Origin of the sequence: Draconibacterium sp. (assembly GCF_041583095.1) — a bacterium.
Classification (GTDB): Bacteria; Bacteroidota; Bacteroidia; order Bacteroidales; family Prolixibacteraceae; genus Draconibacterium.
In genome coordinates this window covers 1-24,082 of record NZ_JBFHGM010000049.1, presented here as the reverse complement: position 1 = coordinate 24,082, position 24,082 = coordinate 1, and the positions used below count along the sequence as shown (strand labels likewise).

Here is a 24,082-nt window from a genome sequence, read left to right as displayed (position 1 = left end):
TAATGATAGTTTCATAACAAGAAACAGTTTTCGCCCCTTCCTCCTTTCAAAAAGGAAGCGGTGGTTTAGTTTTTTTTTCATAGTTTCGCTACGATTTTAGTTTATAAATCAAAAAATTTACATTAGTAATGTTAAACGGGAAGTATGTGGCGTATTTCCCGTTTTTTTTAGATGCATAGGTGTTTCATTTCATAGGCAGAATTTGTTTTAGTTAGCTAGTTTATTAAATAAAATTTGTGAAATACTATTTCAGCTTCACCGTAATGTAATCATTATCAACTTGGTAATCTACTGGCACTAACTCGTTAATAACTTCAAAGTGCTGTTCAATTGGTTTATGTTTTCTCAGTACTCCTGAGATATATTCGTATTTAAATTCGTCTTGCGGGTAATCAATTTCTACATCCCACCAGCGCTCCATAATTTTAAAAACCTTGTCGACCGATTCGTTGCGGAATTCATAACGTCCTTCGCGCCAGGCAGTGTAAATGTCAAAATCTTTTTCGCCTATTAAAACCTCGGCAGTTTCGGTGTAAAAAGTTGCCTGTTCGCCGGGATACAAATCCTTAAAGAAATTGCCCGAAATGATTTTAACTTTTCCTTCCACCAATGTAGTCTCAATCATTTTATCTTCGGGATACTCGCAAATATTAAACTTGGTTCCGGTAACTTTTACGGTGTGATTGCCTGTTTTTACCAGGAACGGATTCTTCTCGCTCGAAGTAACCTCAAAATAAGCCTCACCACGCAAGCTGATTTCCCGGTTCGTTTCAGTAAAATCTGATGGGAAAGAAAGCTGCGAGCCGGCATTAAGCCAAACATGTGTACCATCGGCCAAAAACACTTCTTTTATTTGTCCTTTTATGGCTTCAACTGTACGCATCTCAACTTTGCGTGCTGATGCTCTCTCCGAATAGATATAATGACTCATCCAACCAACTCCTAAAGCCACTACAATAATTGCTGCGATTTTCACCAGCTCCTTAAAATAACCTTGTTTTACTTTCGAAATATTTATTCGGTTTTCCAATTCAAGCCATTCATTGTTTTCTAAAACTTTTAACCTGTCCGAATCAATTTCTGCTGCATTCCAAATATCTTTTTCTTTGAACAGTTTCTTTCTGTTCTCCGGATTTTCATTCAGCCAATTCATCAATGTGGCTATTTCTTCCTGGTCTGCATTTCCCTGAATAAAATGCAGAATAACCTGATCTATATTTTCAGTGTTTTTCTCGTTCATTTTTAATAAGAGTATTTAAGTACAAGATAACCCTACCTCAGTCGCTAAATATTTTTAAGAATTAACAGGAAATAGGATAAATTGAAGTCTTTAAATTCATCATGAAAGATTTTGAGGGCTTTTGAAATGTGCTTTTCAACCGTCTTTATCGACAGGTCGTACTTTTGTGCAATCTCTTTGTTCGACAAACCATTAAAACGGCTATCGTGAAATATTTGAGCACATTTTGGAGGTAACTTTTCTAAAGTATTTTGAATGCGCTCTCTGATTTCAAACTCCAGAATACTTTTTTCAGAATGCAGAAAATAATTTATTTCTTCCTGTTTCAACTGAAATTCAATCTCACTCTGTTTTCCGGCCCTGAAACGTTCTTTCTCGAAATATTTGTAACAGCGATTTTTAACTATTGAAAACAGATAGGCCGACAAAGTGGTTTTTAATTCGATTTGCTTTCTGTTTTTCCAAAGCTCGTAAAAACAATCCTGCACAAAGTCCTTCGCAAGATCCTCTTCAACAAATTTACGGGCGAAAAGAAAAAGCGGTTGGTAATACTTTGAGAATAACTCATTGAAGGCAGAATAATCACCTTCTTTAATTTTCCTGAATAATATAGATTCAAGCTTGAGTTTCATTAACAGAAAGTAAATTAGTTTAGTTACAGTTTAGTTTAAGCACACAAAAGTATGCTTTTTATGTAATTCGCAAACTGTTTAGAGACATACCACCTGTTTTATTATTCTATGCTTAATGGAGAAATAAGACCGAGATACTTTAAAAGTATTAAAAACACACCAGGAAAGATTTTAGTGATTGTGCAGATAAAACATTAAACGCTGCACCTTTTTTTAGGGATTTCCATAGAAACAATTACATTTGCGCCCTAAAGCCGCAATTCTTCAATTTAAAACAGGAAACGATTGATACCAAAAATCGTTATATGGAACAGATTGATTATAATTCAGACTGGCGCAAAGTAGCGTCAACTATTTACAAAAAACCTACCGATTCCAAAATTTATGGAATGGTAGAGTTGGATGTTACTGATATTGAAAAATATATCGCCAAAAAGAGAAAAGAAGGCTTAAAAACCACACTTACTTATATTATCACACTTATTATTGGCAGGGCAATCAGAAACGAAGTACCCGAACTGAACACCTTTGTGAAGGGCTCGAAAATTGCTCAACGCAAACAGGTCGACGGTGTGGTAAGTGTTCTGCTGGCGGGTGGAGAAATGGGCTCGGTAAAAGTTGAAAATGCCGACCAGCGCACCATTCAGGAAGTTACCGACGAAATTGCCGAACATATCCGCCAGTCGCGAAAGGGTAACGAACGCGACGAAATGCAATCGAAAAATATGCTTGCACGGGTTCCGTGGCCTTTCCGTAAATGGTTGTTCCGCTTGTATCGGGTACTAACTATCGACTGGGGAATTTCGTTACCCGGAATCGGTCTTGATTCAAATAGTTTTGGATCGTACGTGGTCTCGAATATTGGCACTGTTGGTCTCGATACCGGTTATGGTTCGCTGCTACCATCGTCGAATGTGTCGCTGGTAATGATTCTCGGATCTGTTCAGAATAAACCGGCCGTAGTTAACGGAGAAATTGTTTCGCGCCGTATCATGTTACTTTCTGCAACGCTCGATCATCGGGTGGTTGACGGATCGCACGGAGGACGCCTGTTCCGACACATAAAATACTTGTTAAAAAATCCACATCTACTGGAAGAAAAGCCCGACGAAAACCTGGCTAAATTTTAAGAAGAATCCTTCTCTGAAATGTTGCTGAGCATTTTTGAAATTTTTTCCGTGTACGAACACGGAAATACTGATATTTTTGTTTAGATTTGAAAGCGAGTTACTAAACTAACAATTTTTAATCTTAAAATCAGAAAAGCTATCAAACTAAATAAACAAATACGAATTAAGGATATTGCCGAACAAGCAAAAGTTTCAATTGGCACAGTTGACAGGGTTTTACACAACCGCGGAGAGGTTGCACCGGCAACAAAAAAGAAAATTCTTGAAATTGTAAAAGAACTTAATTACCAACCCAACATTTTGGCAAGTACGCTTGCCTCAAAAAAATCGGCCAGGTTTGCCACGCTGCTTCCTCAGCCTCCTGCTGGAGAAGGCTACTGGTCAAAACCAATAAAAGGTATAAAAAAACGAATTTCGGAGTTGCCGCAATACGGGCTACAAATTGAGTCGTTTACCTTTAACCAGGCCGATTCAAAAAGTTTTGTGGAAGAAGCCAATAAGGTGCTTGCCATAAAACCCGATGGCGTTGTACTGGCTCCCTTTTTCAAAAAAGAAGCTACTGCTTTTATCGAAAAACTAAAAGAGCTGGAAATTCCTTTTGTCTTTATTGATTCGAATATTAAAGACGTTGGTCAACTTAGTTACATCGGCCAGAATTCATATCAAAGTGGATTGGTATCGGGGAAATTGCTTGACCTGATGTTGAGCGACGGAAACATTCTTGTTATTCATTTTGCAAAAGAAATGGATAACCAGAACCACCTGGTACAGCGCGAAATGGGAATTCACGACTGGTTTAAGCAAAAAAAGGATAACAACCACGATTTATTCACCATCGAAATTCCGGATACCAATTCGGATAAATGGATGCAAAGAGTGGAAAAAAATATTTCAGAGAAGAATATTAAAGGAATTCTGGTTACCAACTCGAAGGTATTTTATGTAGGACGTTTGCTTAAAAAGTTAAAAATCGATGACATTAAAGTCATCGGACACGACCTCTTAAAGGAAAACATTAAATACCTGAAAGAAGATCTGGTTCATTTTCTTATTTGTCAACGCCCCGAAGAACAGGGCTACAATTCGGTGAACAAACTATTCAGAAGCGTTGTGCAAAAGCGTGAAATTCAGGATGAAAGTTACACCCCAATTGATATTGTTACCAAAGAGAACGTTGATTACTACAAAGAATTTAAATAAACATTATGCAAGCACTATCATTTAATGATTTAAAAGACAAAGTATGCGTAATTACCGGTGGCGCAGGAGTTTTGGGTACCGCTATGGTAAAAGCAATAGCATCGGTTGGCACCAAAATCGCCATCGCCGATATTAATAAAGAAGTAGCCGATAAAGTAGCTGCGGAGATTGCGGCTGAATCTGGTGCTGAAGTGATTGGTGTTGAAGCCAATGTGCTCGATAAAGAATCGCTTGAGTTTGCCAAAGCCGAGATTAATAAACGACTGGGACCAATTGATATATTGATTAATGGTGCCGGCGGAAACAGCCCGCAGGCAACGACAAAAGTAGAAACCATAACCGAGAATAATATTGACAACCTTGAAGACACTTTTTATGGTTTGCAAATGGAAGGTTTCGATAAAGTATTTGCGCTGAACTTCAAAGGCACGTTATTGCCTACAATGGTATTTACACGCGACATGCTTGCCAATAGAAAAGGCGTTGTACTTAATGTTTCGTCGATGAACTCGTACAAACCATTAACCAAAATTCCGGCTTATTCGGCGGCAAAAGCATCGATCAATAATTTTACCGAGTGGTTGTCGGTGCATCTAGCAAAAGTTGGCATCAGGGTAAATGCTATTGCTCCCGGATTTTTTATCACGCACCAAAACCGCTTTTTGGTTATGGATGAAAAAACAGGCAATTACTCCCCTCGCGGGCAAAAAATTGTCGACAACACGCCAATGGGAAAATTTGGTGAACCTGAAGATTTACAGGGCGCAACACTTTTCCTGATTTCTGATGTTTCAAATTTTATTACCGGAATTGTAATCCCGGTTGACGGAGGATACAGCGCATTTGGTGGCGTTTAACGGAATTATTTGAGCGATCAGAAATTACTAAAAGCAGGTTACATCAGCAACAAAACACCCCACAAACAGTACAACTTAATGTGGTATACAAAAAATCAATAAATATGAAATTGAAACAAAATTGTAAATATGCCATGCTGGTTCCAACAAGTATGGGAACACGCATTACTCCTGAAAACGGTCAACCGGTTCACTCAAGCGATAAATTCACATTGTACGCTACCAGTGCCGAGACCAATGTTGCAAGCATCTCGTCGTACCTGGGATTGCCGGTAAAAGTGTTGACTACATTTGTGAAAGACAGTCCGATTGCAAAATTTATACAGAGCAATTTGAAGGCCCGTCACATGGATTATGAAGGCCCGGAAGTGGAGCAAGGCAATCCGTGGGGTTACCGCCACCAGATAAATATTGCCGACAGTGGATACGGCAGCCGCGGACCACGCGTTTTTAACGACCGCGCCGGTGAAGTAGGCCGTACACTTAATGTGAAAGACTTTGATCTGGAACGGATTTTTGGCGAAGAAGGTGTTCAGATCGTACACTTGTCTGGGCTGATCGGTGCTTTATCGCCTGAAACAACCCAGTTTTGCCTGGAAGTTGCAAGAGCAGCAAAAAAACACGGTACCAAAATTTCGTTCGACCTGAATTACAGAGCTTCATTCTGGAAAGGCCGCGAAGAACAGCTGAGAAAAGATTTTACCGAAATTGCCTCGGTATCAGACATTCTCATCGGTAACGAAGAAGATTTCCAGTTATGTTTTGGAATTGAAGGACCACCTGCCGGCGGCGAAGGTTTAAATGCCAAAATTGACGGTTTTAAAGGACTTATCACCCGCGTAAAAGAAACATTTCCTAACGCTTCTGTTTTTGCAACAACACTACGTGAAGTTATCAGTGTAAACGAACACCTTTGGGGAGCTATTATGCTTGAAGGCGACAACTGGCATGTGGTTGAACCACGTACCATCCACGTACTCGACCGCATTGGCGGTGGCGATGGTTTTGTTGGCGGAATGTTGTATGGTATATTAAAAGAATGGGAACCTGAGAAATGGCCTCAATTTGGCTGGGCAACCGGAGCGCTGGCCACCACATTTTTAACCGACTACGCTCAACCTGCCGACGAAGAACAGGTTTGGAGTGTTTGGGGCGGTAATGCACGCGTTAAACGCTAATCATTAAATTTTAAAGCAGATCAAAAATGATATATTTCGAAAAAGGATCTACCGAAACGGCACTCAGTGCTAAGGATCTGAAAAATGGCCTGTTTGAAGCTTTCGAAAAAATGGGAGCCAAACAAAAAGTTTTGGCCATTCCTCCGGATTATACGCGACTTCCATCGCGTGCAGGCGAGCTTACCGAATTTGCCTGGGAATATTTTGGAGAACGTCTAACCGATGTACTTCCAGCCTTGGGCACACACACGCCGATGACGATGGAGCAAATCAGCCACATGTTTGGAAAAATGCCAACCGAGTTGATTCGCGACCACGACTGGCGAAACGATGTGGTTACGCTGGGCACCGTTCCTGCTGAATTCGTAAAGGAAGTTTCGGAAGGTGCCGTTGATTATTCATGGCCGGCACAGGTAAATAAAATTCTGGTTGAAGGCAATTACGATTTGATTTTATCGATTGGTCAGGTTGTTCCGCACGAAGTAGTTGGAATGGCCAATTACAATAAAAATATTTTTGTAGGAACCGGTGGCGCCGAAGGCATAAACAAAAGCCATTACATTGGTGCGGCCTACGGTATGGAACGCATGATGGGACGTGCCGATACGCCTGTTCGGAAGATTTTTAATTATGCCTCCGAAAAATTTTCAAACCATATGCCTATCGTATATGTGCAAACGGTGGTTGGATTAAATAACGATGGCAAATTACAAACGTACGGACTTTTTATCGGCGATGATTTTGAAGTGTTTGATAAAGCCGCAAAACTTTCGCTGGAAGTGAATTTTGAAATGGTAGACAAACCAATTGCGAAAGCAGTGGTTTGGCTCGATCCTACCGAATTTAAAAGTACCTGGCTGGGAAACAAAAGTATCTATCGCACGCGCATGGCATTAGCCGACGGCGCTGAACTGATCGTTTTGGCTCCGGCTTTAAAGGAATTTGGCGAAGACCCTAAAATTGATGAGTTAATTCGAAAGTACGGCTACTTCGGAACGCCTCACACCTTAAAACTTGTAGCGGAGAACGAAGATCTGCAAAATAACCTGGGAGCTGCAGCGCACCTTATTCACGGATCATCCGAAGGACGTTTTAACATCACCTATTGCCCGGGAAAAGGGAAAGAAAATATAACACAACAGGAAATTGAAAGTGTTGGATTTAAATATGGTGATTACGATGAAGTCACAGCCAAATACAATCCGAAAAAGCTAAAAGACGGTTTCAACACAATGCCTGATGGGGAAGAAATATTTTACATTTCAAATCCGGCAATTGGACTGTGGGCATACCGCGAACGTTTTGATTATTAACAAAAACAGACAGCAGAATTGAGTACTTCGAGCGAAAAAAAGAGCATAAACTGGGGAATAATCGGTGTAGGAAATGTAACTGAAGTTAAAAGTGGTCCGGCTTTTTATAAAGTCGAAAACTCAAGGCTGGTGGCAGTAATGCGCCGAAATGCCGAATTGGCTAAAGATTATGCCCGTCGCCACAATGTTCCGAAATGGTACTGTGATGGTTCGGCATTGATCAACGATGCCGAAGTGGATGCGGTATATATTGCCACTCCTCCTGACACACATGCGTCGTACGCTATTGAAGCGTTAAAGGCCGGGAAACCGGTTTACGTTGAAAAACCAATGGCGCGCAATTATACCGAATGTATTCAGATGTTGAAAGTTGCAGAAGAAACAAAAACTCCGTTATGGGTGGCCTATTACCGAAGAACTTTACCCGCGTTTTTAAAGGTAAAAGAACTGGTGAAAAATGGCAGTATTGGCAAACCTTTAATGGTGAATATAAAATTGTATAAACAAGCTGCCGAAGCCAATCAGAAGCCGGAAGAAATGCACTGGCATGTATTTCCGGAGATTGCCGGTGGCGGGCATTTTTTCGATCTTGCCTCACACCAAATGGATTACCTTGATTTTGTTTTTGGAAAAATCACTGAAATTAAAGGACAAGCGGTTAATCTGGCCGGACTCTACCCTGCTGAAGATACTGTTACCGGAACCTGGAAACACGAATCAGGTGTTGTCGGCACCGGAAGCTGGTGTTTTGTTGTAGATGAAAAATCGGAAAAGGATAATATTCAAATTATCGGAGAAAAAGGCGAAATTTGTTTGCCTTGTTTCACACATGGCGACGTTATCGTAAAAAACCAAAATGGAAAAGAAAAACTAAGTTTTAATAATCCGCAACACATCTCGCAAAACCTTGTTGAACAGGTGGTGAATGAATTACTTGGAAATGGCACATGTGTGAGCTCCGGCGAATCAGCGGCCCGCACCAGCTGGGTACTTGATGAGATGGTAAAAGATTATTATTCGGAACCACAATAGACACATTAGAACACTGATGAAGATTATAATTGACAATAAAATACCATACATTAAAGGTGCACTTGAACCTTTTGCCGAAGTTGTCTACCTTCCGGGAAGTGAAACTACTTCCGAAGTTGTAAAAGATGCGGACGCAATTATTACACGAACAAGAACCATTTGTAATGAAAAATTGCTTCGGGGTTCGAAAGTAAAATATATAGCTACGGCAACCATAGGTTTCGATCACATCGATACAGATTACTGCAAACAAGCAGGAATTGAATGGACCAATGCTCCGGGTTGTAATGCCGAGAGTGTGAATCAATACATTGCTTCCGCTTTGTGCTCATGGGTAATGCGCAAAAGAACCGATCTAACGGGGTTAACCATTGGAATTGTTGGTGTTGGAAATGTTGGGAAACGCATTGCGAAAACCTGCAAAATTCTTGGAATGAATGTTCTGTTGAACGACCCTCCACGTGAACGAACAGAAGGAAGTAGCGAATTTGTTTCGCTGGAGACAATTCAAAACGAAGCCGACATTATTACCTTTCATGTTCCGTTGAATATGACCGGCGAAGATGCTACTTTTCATATGGTAGATGAAGATTTTCTGCAAAACCTGAAGAAAAATCCATTACTAATAAATTCGTGCCGTGGAGAGGTTTGTGATTCAGAAGCCATCTACAATGCCCTTGAAGCAAACGATATTAAAGGTTTTATTACCGATTGCTGGGAGAATGAACCGGATATAAATCTCGATCTGTTAAACCTTTGTGAGTACGGAACGCCACATATTGCAGGCTATTCAAAAGACGGCAAAGCCAACGGAACAAAAATGAGTGTACAGGCCATTAGCCGTTTTTTTGATTTGGGCATCAACAATTGGGCACCAACCAATGTTGAACTACCTGCAACTACAACCATTGAAATTGATGGCAACCAACGCCGCGAATATTCGATTTTGGCGGAAGCTATTTTAAGCACTTACGATATTGAAAACGATGACGACGACCTTCGTGATTCACCGCTAAAGTTTGAACAACTGCGAGGAGATTACCCTGTTCGCAGGGAGTTTAATACGTATACCATTGAAGCAAAAAATATTGAAATAGAAACTTTGGAAAAACTGAAAGAATTAGGATTTCAAATTAAAAACAAATAATACGCAATAGCATGAAAAAATTAGCTGATATTGGATTGATCGGGTTAGCTGTTATGGGCGAAAACCTGGTGCTAAACATGGAAAGCAAAGGCTACACAGTGGCCGTATACAACCGCACGGTTGAGAAAGTTGACAAATTTGTAAATGGCAGAGGAGCCGGTAAAAACTTTATCGGAGCGCATTCAATCGAGGATTTTTGTGCTTCACTGGAGAAGCCTCGTAAGGTTATGATGCTGGTAAAAGCAGGTCAGCCGGTTGATGACTTTATCGATATGGTTATCCCCCACCTTGAGGCGGGCGACATTATCATCGATGGCGGTAATTCACATTTTCCTGATACAATTCGCCGTACTAATTATGTAGAAAGCAAAGGATTGCTTTACATCGGAACAGGTGTTTCAGGTGGCGAGGAAGGCGCATTAAAAGGTCCTTCAATTATGCCGGGAGGATCGCCGGCTGCATGGCCACATGTGAAAGAGATTTTCCAGGCTGTATCGGCAAAAGTTGAAAGCGGCGAACCTTGTTGCGACTGGGTTGGCGAAGGCGGTGCCGGTCACTTCGTAAAAATGGTTCACAACGGAATCGAATACGGAGATATGCAGATTATCACCGAAGCTTACCAGTTAATGAAAGAGTTGCTGGGAATGAGCAACGATGAAATGCACGAGGTATTCAAAAAATGGAACGAAGGTATTTTAGACAGTTACCTTATTGAAATTACACGCGACATTTTAGGTTATAAAGACGAGAATGGTGAGGAAACAGTTGAAATGATCCTTGACACAGCCGGCCAGAAAGGAACCGGTAAATGGACCGGAATTTCTGCACTTGATTTGGGTATTCCGTTAACCCTAATCGGTGAGTCGGTTTTTGCCCGTTGTTTGTCGGCCCAGAAAGATTTGCGTGTTCAGGCCTCAAAAGTAATTGAAGGCCCCAAACCGGAATTTAAAGGCGACAAAAAACAATTTATCGACGATATTGAAAGTGCATTGTTAGGTGCAAAAATAATCTCGTACGCACAGGGTTACAACCTGATGATGGAAGCTGCCAGCGAACACAGCTGGAACCTGAATTACGGAGGAATTGCCCTGATGTGGCGCGGAGGATGTATTATCCGTTCGGTTTTCCTTGGAGATATCAAAAAAGCATTCGATAACAACCCGGAATTGCCAAACTTGCTGCTCGATCCTTTCTTCAAACAAAAGGTTGAAGAGGCTCAGGCCGGTTGGCGCCGTGTTTGTTCAACTGCATTGGCCAACGGAATTCCGGTGCCTGCATTAACTTCAGCACTGTGTTACTTCGATGGTTTCCGCAGCGAGCGTTTGCCGGCCAACTTACTTCAGGCACAACGCGATTATTTCGGTGCACATACCTACGAAAGAGTTGACAAACCACGAGGCGAATTTTTCCATACCAACTGGACAGGCCGTGGTGGCGATACAGCATCGTCAACTTACAACGTTTAAAAATTTGGAATACATAAAAGAAAAAAGGAAGCTCATGCTTCCTTTTTTTATTGCTGGAAATTAATCATCGCTTTTATCGCCCCGAACTTATAGCCCTCGACAACATCGAAAGCCACAGGTGTTTCTTCCACCGTAAATTCGTGCGTAACCATCTTCGAAACCTGAACCGCTCCGGAGATTACCAAATCAATCGCTTCTTCAACACAATGGTTTTGGCGGCGTACATTGATTACAGTTAATTCCTTCCGGCGCATTAAATCCATATCGAAAACATATTGCGCATCAGGCGGAATACCAACCAATACCAGTTTTCCTCCCGGTCTCAGAATTTTAATGGCATTATTTACTGCTTCCTGTTCGCCACTGGCTTCAAAAACCACATCAAGCAAAAGTTCTTCCTGTTTTTGTACAGCAGCTTCCACATCTTCATTCGTAGGATTTATTAACCACGATGCACCAATTTCATCGGCTTTACTCAAACGATAATCCAGTGGCTCAATCACTCCCACACTGTTTACATCGTCGGCCAACAGTTTCAGCAGAATACTCAAACCAATCGGACCGGCCCCAAAAATCCCAACCGTTGTTTCCTTATTCTCAATTTGTCCAAGCTTAACCGCATAAACTCCAATTGAAAGTGGTTCGATCAAGGCTGCCTGCCTGGCATTTAATTTATCGGTAACCGGGTAGCAGGTAAACGAGGGCATAACAATGTATTCTGCCAAACAGCCTTCAATCTGGCCAGGGCAACCTAAAAACTTATTATTCCGGCAGGTATGCGGACGGCCCGCCAAACATTGATCGCAAGTGCCACAATGAACTGAAGGATCGACAACCACCAGGTCACCAACCTTAACATTGCTTACTTCTTTACCGGCTTCAACAATTACGCCCGAGCATTCGTGCCCTACCATAAACGGGTATTCAACAACCTGCGAACCAATCTTCCCTTCCGAGTAATAATGAATATCCGATCCACAAACTCCAACAGTGGAGATTTTTATCTTCACATCCGTATCGCTCGTCAACACTGGTTCAGCTGTCTCTGTTAACTTCATCTGCCGAATTCCGGTTAAAACTATTGCTTTCATTTTTTATAAGAATTAGCTATTTGCAAATTGAACACCGGCTTTGTTGCCACTTTTAGATTTTGACTAAAAATACGATCTGTTATTATTCGTACCAAATAAAAACATTGAAAGATTTTAAACAAATCAGCTTTCTGAACACCCAAATTCTGCCGGGAACAATACAAAATGCTACATTATTTGTTGATGCTTTACACAACTATATGAGTATGATTTTTGTCACCATATGTATATTTTTTACTTTTTTCGAATAAATGGCGATTTTTTTCAAAAGAAACTAAAACTATTCTAAAACATATTGTCAATATCACAAACACTGACAATCAAGACCATAAGTCTTATCAATAAGACCTTTTTAACAAACATTAATTAATTTTAAAAAATACTTAAGATTTAAATCATTTTTATACTATATTAGCGGAGCCTTATATGAATAAAACGATTTAGATACTTATTAGAACTACCTTTTCTCTATTAGACCAATAAGTTTTCTGATCTAACTAAACTAGACTATGAACAATCGGGTTATCAACAAAAGATAACCCGCTTTTTTTTGGTAAAAACGGAATTAGGCTAAACGTTTCAGCAAGCGCATAAACCGGATGTAAAACAAAATTCCTGCTGTTCCCAAACCAACCAAATAACCATACCAAATTCCCTGAGGCCCGGCATTTAAAACAAACGTAAAAACATAACTGGTTGGAATACCAATTAGCAAATAAGCAATAAATGCAATTAGCATTGGAGTGGTAACATCGGCCATTCCGCGCAACGAACTTTGCATTATAACCTGTAAGCCATCGAATAACTGAAAAACGGCGGCTATAATCAGTAAACTGGCTGCAACCTGAATTACGTTTTCGTCGGTGCTAAACATTAATGGAAGTACATTTCGTAACAATATAAATAGTAGTGCCGACAATGACATAACTAAAAGTACCAAATGTGTAGATGCAAAAACCGCTCGCCTTAACGAGAGATAATCCTTATCACCCATTTGATGACTTACGCGAATGGTATTGGCCTGCGATATGCCGAGCGAAATCATATAGGTGAATGTGGCTAATCCGAGCGCTACCTGGTGGGCAGCAAGCGGAGTTTCGCCCAGCCACCCCATCATTACCGCTCCAATTGCAAAGGCTGCAACTTCAACAATCAACTGAAAGCCGATTGGAATACCAATTCGTAATAAAGCCACAATATCCTTTTTGAATATTTTTTGATAGCGGGCAAAAACAAAATATCGTTTAAACCGATTATTCCGAAGAATAAAATAGGCAAAAAGTAATGGCATACAAATTCGCGAGGTAAGCGTCCCGATTCCAGCTCCCAGAAGTCCCATTTCCGGGAAACCGAACTTACCGAAAATAAATACATAGTTCACCGCAATATTTATAACGTTGGCGCTGAGGGTAATTTGCATGGCAATCTTTGTATTTCCGATTCCTTCGAAAAACTGCTTTAGAGTGAAAAAGAACATAAAAGGCAGATATGAAGCGCAAAGCAAGAGATAGTACGGGCGGGCCAGGTGCAAAACATTTTCGGGCTGCCCCATAAACGGAAGAAAAAAGTATATGCTGAACATAAGCGCCGTTAAAGCCACCGATGCAGTAAGATGTGCTGCAATTCCATTTTTCAACCAGACAATAGCCTTTTGCAATTGATTTTGGCCAAAAGCCTTTCCAACCAAAGGAGTAAGCCCCATTGTGACGCCCATACCAAAAACCATCCCAATCATAAATACACTGTTGGCAAACGATGCTGCTGCAAGTTCAGTTGTTCCAACATGTCCAACCATCATGTTATCGGCCAGCGATACGGTAACCTGTCCGATTTGCGATAAAACGATCGGAAGTGCCAGGGTTAGATTACGCCTGTAAAATGGAAGATAATCTTGAAATTTCATTCCGCAAATCTACAACATCGCGGTCATCAATTGTGCAAGAACACAACTATTTTCGCTTCACAAATACATATGAAACTTTAAACGAGGCATATGGCTTTCTTTCAAAATCAGTTTCAACATACAGGTTATCTCCTGTAGTGCGGGTCTGATACTTCATACTGTTAAAGATATTTGCCCACGAAACTTCGGTTATCAGCCTTCTGCTAAAGAATGATTTGCGCAATACAAGGTTCGAATAAGCGTAGCCATCCCTTTCCATTTGTGCATTAATTGCCTTGTTTTGATATACCAGCTGGTAACGCAAACTCAGTGTTTTTGAGATTCTGAAATTATTATTGGAGCGAATACTCCCACGGAATATTTCCTGAATATCAGATTTCCCATCAATCGTTGTGGTTAATTTATAAAAATAGGTACTTGTCGACAGGTTGGTATTCCACCATTTGAAAAGCTGGTAGCCCAGCATAAAATCAACACCAATACTCAGTGACTCTCCAACATTTTCCTTTGTCCACTCAATGGAGTTGCCCTCTCCCGTGCGGTAGTAATTTCGTGACAGATTGTCTGTTTGACGGGTAAATACCTCTCCCGATACAAAATTATCGCCCCACGATTTAAGGTAGCCCAGTTCGTATGCATTTACGTACGACGGCATTAAGTTTTCATTTCCGGAGAATGAAATATATGGAGTTTCATACCTTCGCAAAGGAATTAGCTCCCAGTAATCAGGGCGGTTAATTCGGCGCGAGTAACTTAAAGTAAATTGATTTTCATCCGATATATTATAAACAAAATGCGCGGTTGGAAACCAATCCCAGAATTGTGTTGTTGCCGGCACTGTTACCAGTTCATTATCGCCCATTAGATTGTAACTGTAGTTCGACTCTCGGTGCGTAAACTCTCCCCTCATTCCCAATTGATATTCCAACTTTCCAAAACGGCTTTTAAAAGTTGCATATCCTGCATACACATCCTGTTTAAAATCAATTTCTTCGTTTTCCTTATTGTTCACAAAAACACTAAGAACATTATAACTATTAAATGTACCACTTTCTGTTTCCACCTTTGGAATATGGTCAATGTTAACTTCAAGACCGGCTTCTAACCGGCTTTTATCCGACAATTTATTTTCGTACGAAACATTGGCATCAATAAGTAACTCATTGTGCTCTTTAGTCTGGTAGCCATATTTTTCAGAATGTTCGCTGTATAGCAGTTCGTCACGCTTTTGTTCTTCCAGCGGTTGCAAATAGGTAGATGAGCTGATATAGGCCGATAATAAATTCGAACGGTCTTTATTAAAAGCATGCTCATAGCTGGCCACAGCACTCAGGTAGCGGTAATACAGGTGGTATCGGCTATCAAAACCATACTCGTCATAGTTTTCCAAATTATTACCTTCATATATGCTTTCTGAATATGTTCCTTTCTCTTTGGAAGTGCTCGATCGGCGAATCGGATCGGCACTTAATTTAAAATCGAGATAATCTTTATCGGTTAAATCGTAATTAAATCCAAGCTCCATGAAAGTATTATTCTCACGGTCTTTCGATTTAACGTCCCAAAGCGTTTGGTAACGGGTGTTATTGCTGCTAACCGTTTGGTTACCTTGCTGCCACTGAATTTGCGAGACATAATCGTCAAGCTGCCCATTCAAATACCAACCGCCACGCTCTCCTTTCTGGTCGACCGAGAAAATAAGCTCAGAGGATCCAAGCGTGGAGAGGTTTAAACTGGTACTCACTTCAATACCCTCTAAACGATTACGCTTTAAAATAACCTGGATGATTCCGGCCGTACCTTCTGCATCGTATTTCGACGACGGGTTGGTAATAACTTCTATGTATTGAATTTTATTTGCCGGTATTTGGCGCAGTTTTTCTTCCCCGTTCAATTCGGGGCGACCGTTTATATAAACCAAAAATGTTCCATCGCCACGGTATGTCAACCGTCCGTCAACATCCAGTTCCAGTGATGGAATATTCTCCATTAAATCGATGGCTTTGTCTGCCCCCGGAAAATTCCGTGCATCAATAACTTTTCTGTCAACTTCGTATTTAACTCCTGAATTTCCGGATTGTATAATTATTTCATCCAATGCTTTCTGATCAACCGTTAAATCAATTTGCCCCAGGTCGTGCTCAGGCCTGGTAAGCTCCATTTTTTCAACATGATACATATCGTATCCCACAAAGCTAATTTTCAACTCATAATCACCCAACGGAAGATCGCTGATTTGAAACCCACCTGTTTCGTTGGTTATGTCGCCATATATTTTTGTGGAATCAGCTCGCGGTGTAACAATTACAGTTGCATATCTGATTGGAGTTCCGGATGTTTCATCTGTTACAACTCCCTTCAATTCAGAATTTTGGGCAAAAGCCAAAAAAACCAACATCACGAATATGGATGTTAAGAGTATCTTTTTAAGAAGTTGAAACAATAGTATGTTCATCCAAGTGGTTAATTAGTTCGCTCTAAATGTTTTTATCACAGTGCCTTATCCCGCCGCCCATAACAACTTTCTACAGTGTATAAACAAAACAACATTGAGTAAAAGGAATCCAGGGTTTGGAATAATGTCAACTTTTTTCTCTTATAATTTTCAAAAATAAACATATTTCTCAAAAATCTATGACTTATCATAAAAAATATAATTTTAGACCCATTGCTTTTGGAATTCAAATTTTATCCGCCGGAAACACTAATATAAAACAGTTTTTTACATTTATTAACAATTAACCATGCCACAGGTATCTCTCAACAGGTAACTTCCAATCTAAATTTTTTGAGTGTAAACATTTTTTGCAAAACAGAGTTATTATTTGCAGAAATTAAGATGACTTAAACTTATATTGATTTCAAAGTTGTATGAAGAAAATCAAAAAGATTCTAATCGCAAACCGAGGCGAAATTGCGATTCGCGTTATGCGAACCTGCAGGGAGCTTGATCTTGAATCAGTTGCCATTTACTCGGAAGCAGACAGGACTTCGCTTCATGTGCGTTATGCCCACGAAGCTTATTGTGTAGGTAAAGCACCATCGAGCGAAAGTTACCTGAACATTGATAAAATTATAGAAGTTGCCAAACAAAGTGGCGCTGATGCAATTCATCCCGGCTACGGCTTTTTATCGGAAAATGCCGATTTTGCCCGACGTTGTACCGAAGAAGGAATAGTGTTTATTGGTCCGTCGCCCGAAGTTATCATTCAAATGGGTGATAAAATCCAGGCGCGCGAAGCAATGACTGCCGCCGGAATTCCCGTAGTACCCGGAACCGATGGTGAAATAAAGTCGGAAGATGAAGCGCTTGAAGTGATAAAAAGTATCGGTTTGCCGGTAATGATAAAAGCATCGGCCGGTGGTGGCGGAAAAGGAATGCGCCTGGTGAAAAACGAGTCGGAAGTGGTTTCTGCAGTTCGCGCAGCCCGCTCTGAAGCTAAGTCGGCTTTTGGCGACGATGCCGTTTACATCGAAAAGTACATTACTTCGCCACATCACATCGAGTTTCAAATTTTGGCCGATCAGCACGGAAATACCGTTCATCTTTTCGAGCGTGAATGTTCGGTTCAGCGTCGTCACCAGAAAATGATCGAGGAAACTCCATCGCCGTTGATGACTCCTGAGTTGCGCGATGAAATGGGAAAAGCAGCCGTTGAAGCTGCAAAAGCAGTAAATTATGTTGGTGCCGGAACCATTGAATTTTTGGTGGATAACGACCTGAATTACTATTTCCTTGAAATGAATACGCGTTTGCAGGTGGAACACCCGATTACCGAACGTGTTACCGGAATCGACCTGGTAAAACAGCAAATTTATGCTGCTGAAGGCCGTGAATTGGAATTTGGGCAGGACGACCTTAGACAAAGGGGCCATGCCATAGAATGCCGTATTTATGCCGAAGATCCGGATAATAACTTTATGCCAAGCGCCGGAAAAGTATATAAGATATCAACTCCACTGGGGCTAGGCGTTCGTACCGATGGTTATGTGTATGAAGGTTATGAAATACCGATTTACTACGACCCGATGATCTCGAAACTGATTGTTTGGGGAAAAACACGCGACGAAGCTATTGCTCGTATGCGACGGGCACTTTACGAATACAAAATTACCGGAGTAAAAACATCAATAAAAATGCTGGAACGGGTAATGAACAACGAAAACTTCATTGCCGGAAATTACGACACTCATTTTATTGAGAAAAACCAGGAACAGCTGCTATCTAACGGAATGAAAGACAACCCGGAAGACATGGTTATTATTGCTGCTTTTATTGATTACCTCGATAAACTGGGAAGCAATGCTGCTGTAACCAAAGAGTTTGTGCCGGCACAAAGCCGCTGGAAAAAAATTCCATACGTAAATCATTTTTAAACAAGAATTATGGCTGTTGAAATTAAAATTGGCGACAGGAAAGCATGGGTTAACCTGTTAAAACAAGATGGCAACATTCTGGAAGTTGAAGTTGACGGAAAAACATATAATGTAGATTTGATGCATACTGCCGATGGTACATTTTCAATTCTTGAAGGTGGCCATTCGTACGATATCGAACTGGTTCCGGATGAAATGCCAAAAAAATATACCGCTTACACATTATACGAACGTTACAATGTTGAAGTAATTGATGCCGAAGCACGTTATCTTCAAAACCGCAATGCGAACGGAGCAGGAACAGGCGACAATAAAATAACTTCGCCTATGCCGGGCAAAGTAGTTAAAGTGTTGGTTGAAGAAGGTGATGTTGTTCAGGAAGGTGAAACTGTAGTTATCATTTCGGCCATGAAAATGGAAAGCGAATACAAAGCACCTAAAGATGGAACGATTAAAAAAGTACATGTAAAAGATCAGCAAACAGTAGACAGCAACCAGGTATTAATTGAATTGGACTAAAAGAAAAGAAATGGATTTAAAAGCAAAATACGAACAGCTTGATGCCCTAAACGCACAAGCCGAACTCGGAGGAGGTGAAGATAGAATTGAAAAACAGCATGCAGCCGGAAAAATGACTGCCCGCGAACGCATTCTGCAATTACTCGATCCGGGAACTTTTACCGAAATTGATAAACTGATGACACACCGAAATTACGATTTCGGTATGGAAGCCAAAAAAATATTGGGCGACGGTTTAATTTCGGGTTACGGAAAAGTAAATGGCAAACTGGTGTATGTTTTTGCCCAGGATTTTACTGTTTTTGGCGGATCGCTGAGTAGAGCCAATGCCGATAAAATTGTAAAAATTCAGGAACTGGCACTAAAAATGGGAGCACCGCTTGTTGGGTTAAACGACTCGGGTGGCGCCCGTATTCAGGAAGGCGTTGAAAGCCTTGCCGGTTATGCCGATATTTTTTATAACAACGTAATTTCATCGGGTGTAATTCCACAAATATCTGCCATATTGGGGCCTTGTGCCGGCGGAGCGGTATACTCTCCTGCCCTCACCGATTTCATTTTTATGGTGAAAGAAAAGAGCCACATGTTTGTAACCGGACCTGAGGTAATTAAAACAGTTACGCACGAAGATGTTACCAAAGAAGAATTGGGCGGTGCAGATACCCACAGCTCAAAAAGTGGAGTAGCCCACTTTACCGGCAACGACGAGGAACAAACCATTATGATGGTTCGCGAATTACTAAGTTTCCTGCCTTCCAACAACCTGGAAGATCCGCCGATAAAAACTACCATCGACCCATCCGACAGGGTTAGCGAAGAACTGGAAGAAATTGTTCCTGCCGATCCGAATAAGCCTTACGACATGCATGAGATCATCCAGACTGTTATCGATAACAAACATTTCCTGGAAGTTCAACCCAATTATGCACAAAATATAATTGTTGGTTTTGCTCGTTTTGGTGGCCGCCCGGTGGGCGTTGTTGCCAACCAGCCCAGCCATTTAGCCGGAGTACTTGACATTAATTCATCAGTTAAGGCGGCACGTTTTGTTCGTTTTTGCGATGCGTTTAATTTGCCTTTGGTAACTTTTGTTGATGTTCCGGGTTTCTTGCCGGGAACCGGACAGGAATTTGGCGGTATTATTAAACACGGTGCAAAATTGCTTTACGCATTCTCTGAAGCAACAGTGCCAAAAATTACGGTAATCACCCGAAAAGCTTATGGTGGAGCTTACGATGTAATGTCGAGCAAACATATTGGTGCCGATGTAAATCTGGCTTACCCAACAGCAGAAATTGCCGTGATGGGGCCTGAAGGTGCGATTAACATTATTCATCGCGAAAAAATGAGCGATGACGAAAAAGCAGCCAAAGTGCAGGATTACCGCGATAAATTTGCGAATCCGTACAAAGCAGCCTCACTGGGTTATATCGACGAAATTATTCATCCGCGCGATACACGTAAAAAGGTTATCGATGCGCTTGAAATGACTCAGAACAAACGGAAATCGAATCCGCCTAAAAAACACGGAAACATTCCGCTTTAACGGAGATTGATGTAGATTGTAGTTAAGATTGAATCGAATCTGGATTTATCAAATACACGAAATATAGAAGAGATTGATTTGAGGTAATTTGCTACTTTTTATCAATCTCTTTTTTTATTATGTATACATCTAAAAATCAACCTTATTTTACGCAAAACAACTACATTTGGCCCTGAATAATTAGTTCATCTGTTAACAAGGCCAATTTTCACACGAAAAACCATCAAACTGTTTGATAAATAACAATTTATTTCTATTTTTGCGCGTCCAAAATTTTTGGAAAACTATTTAATAATTTAAAAATTAGATGATTATGTTGAATCAGTACGAAACCGTTTTCATTTGTACTCCCGTTTTATCTGAGCCACAGGTAAAGGAAGCGGTAACAAAATTCAGGGATCTCATCAAAGCCAATGGAGGTGAGATGATCCATGAAGAAGATTGGGGAATGAAAAAACTGGCTTACCCAATTCAAAAGAAATCTACTGGCTTTTATCACTTATTTGAGTTTAAAGCCGATCCTGCATTCATTACAAAAATGGAGACAGATTTCCGTCGCGACGAGCGCGTTATCCGCTTCATGACTGTAAAACTCGACAAGTATGCTGTTGCATACAGCGAGAAGAGAAGAAAACTTCAGAAAGCAAAATCAGAAAAAAAGGAGGATTAAAAAATGGCACAAGGAAGTGAAATCAGATACCTGACTCCACCGTCAGTAGAGATCAAAAAGAAAAAATATTGCCGTTTCAAGAAAAACGGAATCAAATATGTTGATTACAAAGACCCTGAGTTTTTGAAGAAATTCCTTAACGAGCAAGGTAAAATTTTACCTCGTCGTATCACCGGAACTTCGTTAAAGTATCAGCGCAAAGTTGGACAGGCTGTTAAACGTGCCCGCCAAGTTGCATTGCTACCATTTGTAACCGACATGATGAAATAAGAGGAGGACTTGAAATGGAAATTATATTATTACAAGACGTAGAGCGTTTAGGAAGCAAAGACGATATTGTAGAGGTAAAAGGTGGTTACGCACGTAACTTTCTGATTCCTACACAAAAAGCAATTGTTGCTACCGAGTCTGCCAAAAAAGTTTTGGCTGAGAACATTAAACAACGTGCTCACAAAGAAGCTAAATTGAAAGAAGAAGCTACTAAAATTGCTGAGCAAATTGTTGCCAAGAAAATTTCTATTGGTGCAAAAACAAGCACTTCTGGCAAAATTTTCGGATCGGTTAACACCATCCAGTTGGCTGAAGCGATCAACAAAAAAGGATTTGAGATCGACCGCAAACAGATCACTATTCCTGAAGACAGCATCAAAGAAGTTGGTACTCATACAGCTAAAATCAAATTACACAAAGAAGTTGTGATTGAGATTGAATTTGAAGTTGTTGCGGAATAAGCATATTTTTGCATACACAATACTAAAAACGGTAAAAGGGTTTCCAAATGGAAACCCTTTTTATTTTGTTATAAATGCTCAATACCGGCAAATGAACTATAAAACCATCAGGAAGTGCTAACCGAAAACCTGCAATTGGGGCAAATTGGTTTGTGCTTATCGCTTATTAAATTGTGTTGACAGGCATAAATCATCATTTGTAAATGATTTAGACTACCCAGCTTTTCCCTGATATTTTTTAAATGTGTACGCACTGTCGACTCACTAATGTTAAGAGTATTCGCTACCGCATTATAGGTTTCTTCCGTAATCCAGGTTCCTAAAATTTGTTTCTCTCTGCTGGTTAATTTCGATTCATACTCCTCTCCGTTCTTACAACTAAAAAATTTATCTATAGCCTTAGGGCATAAATATTTTCCCGATGTATAAATTTCCTGAATTGCTCTGATAATTTTTTCTGCCGAACAGCTTTTTACAATATACCCGTTAATAAAAGGCATAATCTTCACCATCAGTTCCTGCGAAATTAGTTCAGAGATAACCAGAATTTTTAAATGTGGAAAATTCATATTCAGATTCGATGCATAGTCTATAAATTCTATCGACCACAGCTTAAATTCAAGAATTACCAGATCCGGTTTTAATTCTGAAATAAGTTTAAAAGGATTATCGGCATTATTTACAATACCAACTATCTGAGCATACTGATTTTCTAACAGATAAGTTTTGATACATTCTGCGACTAACTTCTGATCGTATGCTATTAATATTTTCATGGTGTAACCTGATTACATGGCTAACAGCACAAACAATTGATATACAAGTTACAAAAATTACAAAGAACTACTTACCAGTTTCTGTATAATTGTTTAGACAGAACTCAGATTTGTTTACACCGCCCCATTAAATTGTTGACATAAAACTGGCCAAAGCGACCAAAAAAACCAACAATTTTAGGATTGTCTTGCCTCGTCTAATTTTATAAATTGTTATTCCATTTAACAGGAACCGTCATAAAATCAGAGAACATTATTTATTAACCAAAATTTCTTAACCATGAAAACAATTATCCGTTACACTCGCTATGTATTTTTTTTGCTCTTAATGAGCTGCTTAACTATTCTTTTAAGTAACTGCCAGAAAGGCGATTTTTTCACGAATGTTGATGATGACTCTGACCGACCGGAATGGGCAGGTGGAAACACCGAAGCCAACGATCACATTAAGGGAAATGATGAATCAGGAACTACCCGTGGAGGAGACTATGGCGATTTATATGTATTAATCAGAGACGATAATGGAGTTCCGAAAATGACTTCTATTGATGTAGATATGGATGGCGAAATTGAAGATGATGAATACTTTGTACAACCCATTGATGCGATAACTCGAACTGTTATTGAACTCGATCAATATGGCGAAGTACCGGAATCGGCCAATCCTATTGAAGTTGACTTTGGCCGACTAAACATTGTACGCTCGCCACAATCGGTTTTAGACCAGGCCTTTGAAGAAGCCATGAAAGTAATTGAAGCCGGTGATGATTTTACACTCGACTTCTGCGGCCGGCTATCCATTTGGAATTATGACCTTGTAATAACCGATTCGCTTGTTCTAACCAAAACAATTGATTCTCCGCGTGAAAACATGGCCTTATACCAATACCTGATGACCTATATGTATGAAAACACTGTTGAAAACAACTACGCCAACAGGCTGGCTTTTTTAGGTGCATATGAAATTGATGCACTACTAATGGCTGCTGGTTGTTTCTCGGCTGGTTCAGACAAAACCGGCACCGTTGATATTGATGAAGTAGTTTACATTAATGGTTTTCTTGATTGTTGCGGTTTGAATCCTATTTTAAATGACCATGATTACGATTTTAACCACGACAACAATTACTATTTTAATTTCACTGAGCCAAGACTCGGTGATGCACAGTTTCAGTACAACCGTGGAATTTATAAAGACCGATTTATCCAGTATCTGGTTTGGAACAATGTCTATTATCCTGTAAATGAAGACGGCGTCTCAGAGGGGCCGGTAT

21 protein-coding genes and 1 pseudogene are annotated in these 24,082 nt (G+C 40.3%); 16 read left to right on the top strand and 6 right to left on the bottom strand.

Annotated features, from left to right (window positions below):
- Positions 1–244 precede the first annotated feature (244 nt).
- Positions 245–1,240 carry a FecR family protein gene (locus ABZB17_RS06970; protein WP_372648889.1) on the bottom strand — a complete coding sequence of 332 codons (996 nt, stop codon included), beginning with the start codon at positions 1,238–1,240 and terminating at the stop codon, positions 245–247.
- A 44-nt stretch (positions 1,241–1,284) separates the two neighbouring features.
- Complete coding sequence (locus tag ABZB17_RS06965) at positions 1,285–1,872, bottom strand: RNA polymerase sigma-70 factor (protein ID WP_372648887.1); 588 nt, start codon at positions 1,870–1,872, stop codon at positions 1,285–1,287.
- A gap of 305 nt (positions 1,873–2,177) precedes the next feature.
- Here ABZB17_RS06965 and ABZB17_RS06960 point away from each other — a divergent pair, with 305 nt between their 5' ends.
- From ABZB17_RS06960 to gnd, 9 genes and pseudogenes are all read left to right on the top strand, one after another.
- Positions 2,178–3,002, top strand: a complete 825-nt coding sequence (locus tag ABZB17_RS06960; RefSeq protein WP_045033794.1) for a 2-oxo acid dehydrogenase subunit E2 — start codon at positions 2,178–2,180, stop codon at positions 3,000–3,002.
- A gap of 111 nt (positions 3,003–3,113) precedes the next feature.
- A pseudogene (locus tag ABZB17_RS06955) lies at positions 3,114–3,287 on the top strand (LacI family DNA-binding transcriptional regulator); the annotation flags it as partial.
- Positions 3,288–3,302: 15 nt separating this feature from the next.
- Entirely contained in the window at positions 3,303–4,202 is a 900-nt protein-coding gene (locus ABZB17_RS06950) for a sugar ABC transporter substrate-binding protein (RefSeq protein ID WP_372648885.1), read from the top strand.
- Positions 4,203–4,207: 5 nt separating this feature from the next.
- Positions 4,208–5,059 (top strand): SDR family oxidoreductase, encoded by an 852-nt coding sequence (locus tag ABZB17_RS06945; RefSeq protein WP_372648883.1) that lies wholly within the window; start codon positions 4,208–4,210, stop codon positions 5,057–5,059.
- Between the two features lie 104 nt (positions 5,060–5,163).
- Positions 5,164–6,237 (top strand): sugar kinase, encoded by a 1,074-nt coding sequence (locus tag ABZB17_RS06940; protein WP_372648881.1) that lies wholly within the window; start codon positions 5,164–5,166, stop codon positions 6,235–6,237.
- A gap of 26 nt (positions 6,238–6,263) precedes the next feature.
- Entirely contained in the window at positions 6,264–7,550 is a 1,287-nt protein-coding gene (locus ABZB17_RS06935; RefSeq protein ID WP_372648879.1) for a lactate racemase domain-containing protein, read from the top strand.
- Positions 7,551–7,568: 18 nt separating this feature from the next.
- Positions 7,569–8,582 (top strand): Gfo/Idh/MocA family protein, encoded by a 1,014-nt coding sequence (locus tag ABZB17_RS06930; RefSeq protein WP_372648877.1) that lies wholly within the window; start codon positions 7,569–7,571, stop codon positions 8,580–8,582.
- A 16-nt stretch (positions 8,583–8,598) separates the two neighbouring features.
- Positions 8,599–9,729: a 4-phosphoerythronate dehydrogenase PdxB gene (gene pdxB / locus ABZB17_RS06925; RefSeq protein ID WP_372648875.1), complete on the top strand. Its 1,131-nt coding sequence runs from the start codon at positions 8,599–8,601 to the stop codon at positions 9,727–9,729.
- 11 nt (positions 9,730–9,740) lie between these two features.
- Positions 9,741–11,195, top strand: a complete 1,455-nt coding sequence (gene gnd, locus ABZB17_RS06920) for a decarboxylating NADP(+)-dependent phosphogluconate dehydrogenase (protein WP_372648873.1) — start codon at positions 9,741–9,743, stop codon at positions 11,193–11,195.
- A 47-nt stretch (positions 11,196–11,242) separates the two neighbouring features.
- Here the strand turns inward: gnd and ABZB17_RS06915 are convergent, their stop codons facing one another.
- The 3 genes from ABZB17_RS06915 to ABZB17_RS06905 all read right to left on the bottom strand — a co-directional run bounded on the left by ABZB17_RS06915 (position 11,243) and on the right by ABZB17_RS06905 (position 16,644).
- Positions 11,243–12,286: a zinc-binding dehydrogenase gene (locus ABZB17_RS06915; protein WP_372648871.1), complete on the bottom strand. Its 1,044-nt coding sequence runs from the start codon at positions 12,284–12,286 to the stop codon at positions 11,243–11,245.
- Between the two features lie 565 nt (positions 12,287–12,851).
- Positions 12,852–14,189 carry an MATE family efflux transporter gene (locus tag ABZB17_RS06910; protein WP_372648869.1) on the bottom strand — a complete coding sequence of 446 codons (1,338 nt, stop codon included), beginning with the start codon at positions 14,187–14,189 and terminating at the stop codon, positions 12,852–12,854.
- Positions 14,190–14,235: 46 nt separating this feature from the next.
- Positions 14,236–16,644 (bottom strand): TonB-dependent receptor domain-containing protein, encoded by a 2,409-nt coding sequence (locus ABZB17_RS06905; RefSeq protein ID WP_372648867.1) that lies wholly within the window; start codon positions 16,642–16,644, stop codon positions 14,236–14,238.
- 416 nt (positions 16,645–17,060) lie between these two features.
- Here ABZB17_RS06905 and accC point away from each other — a divergent pair, with 416 nt between their 5' ends.
- From accC to rplI, 6 genes are all read left to right on the top strand, one after another.
- Entirely contained in the window at positions 17,061–18,566 is a 1,506-nt protein-coding gene (gene accC / locus ABZB17_RS06900; RefSeq protein WP_045033815.1) for an acetyl-CoA carboxylase biotin carboxylase subunit, read from the top strand.
- 9 nt (positions 18,567–18,575) lie between these two features.
- Positions 18,576–19,085 carry a biotin/lipoyl-containing protein gene (locus ABZB17_RS06895; RefSeq protein ID WP_372648865.1) on the top strand — a complete coding sequence of 170 codons (510 nt, stop codon included), beginning with the start codon at positions 18,576–18,578 and terminating at the stop codon, positions 19,083–19,085.
- Between the two features lie 10 nt (positions 19,086–19,095).
- The gene (locus ABZB17_RS06890) at positions 19,096–20,631 is read left to right on the top strand and encodes an acyl-CoA carboxylase subunit beta (RefSeq protein ID WP_045033818.1); all 1,536 of its coding nucleotides are present in this window, start codon (positions 19,096–19,098) and stop codon (positions 20,629–20,631) included.
- Positions 20,632–20,944: 313 nt separating this feature from the next.
- Positions 20,945–21,301 (top strand): 30S ribosomal protein S6, encoded by a 357-nt coding sequence (gene rpsF, locus ABZB17_RS06885; protein ID WP_157493812.1) that lies wholly within the window; start codon positions 20,945–20,947, stop codon positions 21,299–21,301.
- Positions 21,302–21,304: 3 nt separating this feature from the next.
- The gene (rpsR, locus tag ABZB17_RS06880; RefSeq protein WP_038561673.1) at positions 21,305–21,571 is read left to right on the top strand and encodes a 30S ribosomal protein S18; all 267 of its coding nucleotides are present in this window, start codon (positions 21,305–21,307) and stop codon (positions 21,569–21,571) included.
- Between the two features lie 14 nt (positions 21,572–21,585).
- Positions 21,586–22,032 (top strand): 50S ribosomal protein L9, encoded by a 447-nt coding sequence (rplI, locus tag ABZB17_RS06875; protein WP_372648861.1) that lies wholly within the window; start codon positions 21,586–21,588, stop codon positions 22,030–22,032.
- A gap of 107 nt (positions 22,033–22,139) precedes the next feature.
- Here the strand turns inward: rplI and ABZB17_RS06870 are convergent, their stop codons facing one another.
- On the bottom strand, positions 22,140–22,808 hold the full coding sequence (locus tag ABZB17_RS06870; protein WP_372648859.1) for a response regulator transcription factor: 669 nt from the start codon (positions 22,806–22,808) through the stop codon (positions 22,140–22,142).
- A gap of 280 nt (positions 22,809–23,088) precedes the next feature.
- On the opposite strand from ABZB17_RS06870, the gene ABZB17_RS06865 reads away from it, so the two are divergent.
- A partial coding sequence (locus ABZB17_RS06865) for a hypothetical protein (protein WP_372648857.1) occupies positions 23,089–24,082 on the top strand: 994 nt, incomplete at its 3' end.

Bases quoted from the DNA above. Each gene is read 5' to 3' on its own strand.
- ABZB17_RS06965 (WP_372648887.1), bottom strand. From the start codon at position 1,872: ATGAAACTCAAGCTTGAATCTATATTATTCAGGAAAATTAAAGAAGGT.
- ABZB17_RS06915 (WP_372648871.1), bottom strand. From the start codon at position 12,286: ATGAAAGCAATAGTTTTAACCGGAATTCGGCAGATGAAGTTAACAGAG.
- ABZB17_RS06910 (WP_372648869.1), bottom strand. From the start codon at position 14,189: ATGAAATTTCAAGATTATCTTCCATTTTACAGGCGTAATCTAACCCTG.
- gnd (WP_372648873.1), top strand. From the start codon at position 9,741: ATGAAAAAATTAGCTGATATTGGATTGATCGGGTTAGCTGTTATGGGC.
- pdxB (WP_372648875.1), top strand. From the start codon at position 8,599: ATGAAGATTATAATTGACAATAAAATACCATACATTAAAGGTGCACTT.
- ABZB17_RS06940 (WP_372648881.1), top strand. From the start codon at position 5,164: ATGAAATTGAAACAAAATTGTAAATATGCCATGCTGGTTCCAACAAGT.
- ABZB17_RS06970 (WP_372648889.1), bottom strand. From the start codon at position 1,240: ATGAACGAGAAAAACACTGAAAATATAGATCAGGTTATTCTGCATTTT.
- rpsR (WP_038561673.1), top strand. From the start codon at position 21,305: ATGGCACAAGGAAGTGAAATCAGATACCTGACTCCACCGTCAGTAGAG.
- ABZB17_RS06935 (WP_372648879.1), top strand. From the start codon at position 6,264: ATGATATATTTCGAAAAAGGATCTACCGAAACGGCACTCAGTGCTAAG.
- ABZB17_RS06960 (WP_045033794.1), top strand. From the start codon at position 2,178: ATGGAACAGATTGATTATAATTCAGACTGGCGCAAAGTAGCGTCAACT.
- ABZB17_RS06870 (WP_372648859.1), bottom strand. From the start codon at position 22,808: ATGAAAATATTAATAGCATACGATCAGAAGTTAGTCGCAGAATGTATC.
- ABZB17_RS06890 (WP_045033818.1), top strand. From the start codon at position 19,096: ATGGATTTAAAAGCAAAATACGAACAGCTTGATGCCCTAAACGCACAA.
- ABZB17_RS06905 (WP_372648867.1), bottom strand. From the start codon at position 16,644: ATGAACATACTATTGTTTCAACTTCTTAAAAAGATACTCTTAACATCC.
- rpsF (WP_157493812.1), top strand. From the start codon at position 20,945: ATGTTGAATCAGTACGAAACCGTTTTCATTTGTACTCCCGTTTTATCT.
- rplI (WP_372648861.1), top strand. From the start codon at position 21,586: ATGGAAATTATATTATTACAAGACGTAGAGCGTTTAGGAAGCAAAGAC.
- ABZB17_RS06945 (WP_372648883.1), top strand. From the start codon at position 4,208: ATGCAAGCACTATCATTTAATGATTTAAAAGACAAAGTATGCGTAATT.
- accC (WP_045033815.1), top strand. From the start codon at position 17,061: ATGAAGAAAATCAAAAAGATTCTAATCGCAAACCGAGGCGAAATTGCG.
- ABZB17_RS06895 (WP_372648865.1), top strand. From the start codon at position 18,576: ATGGCTGTTGAAATTAAAATTGGCGACAGGAAAGCATGGGTTAACCTG.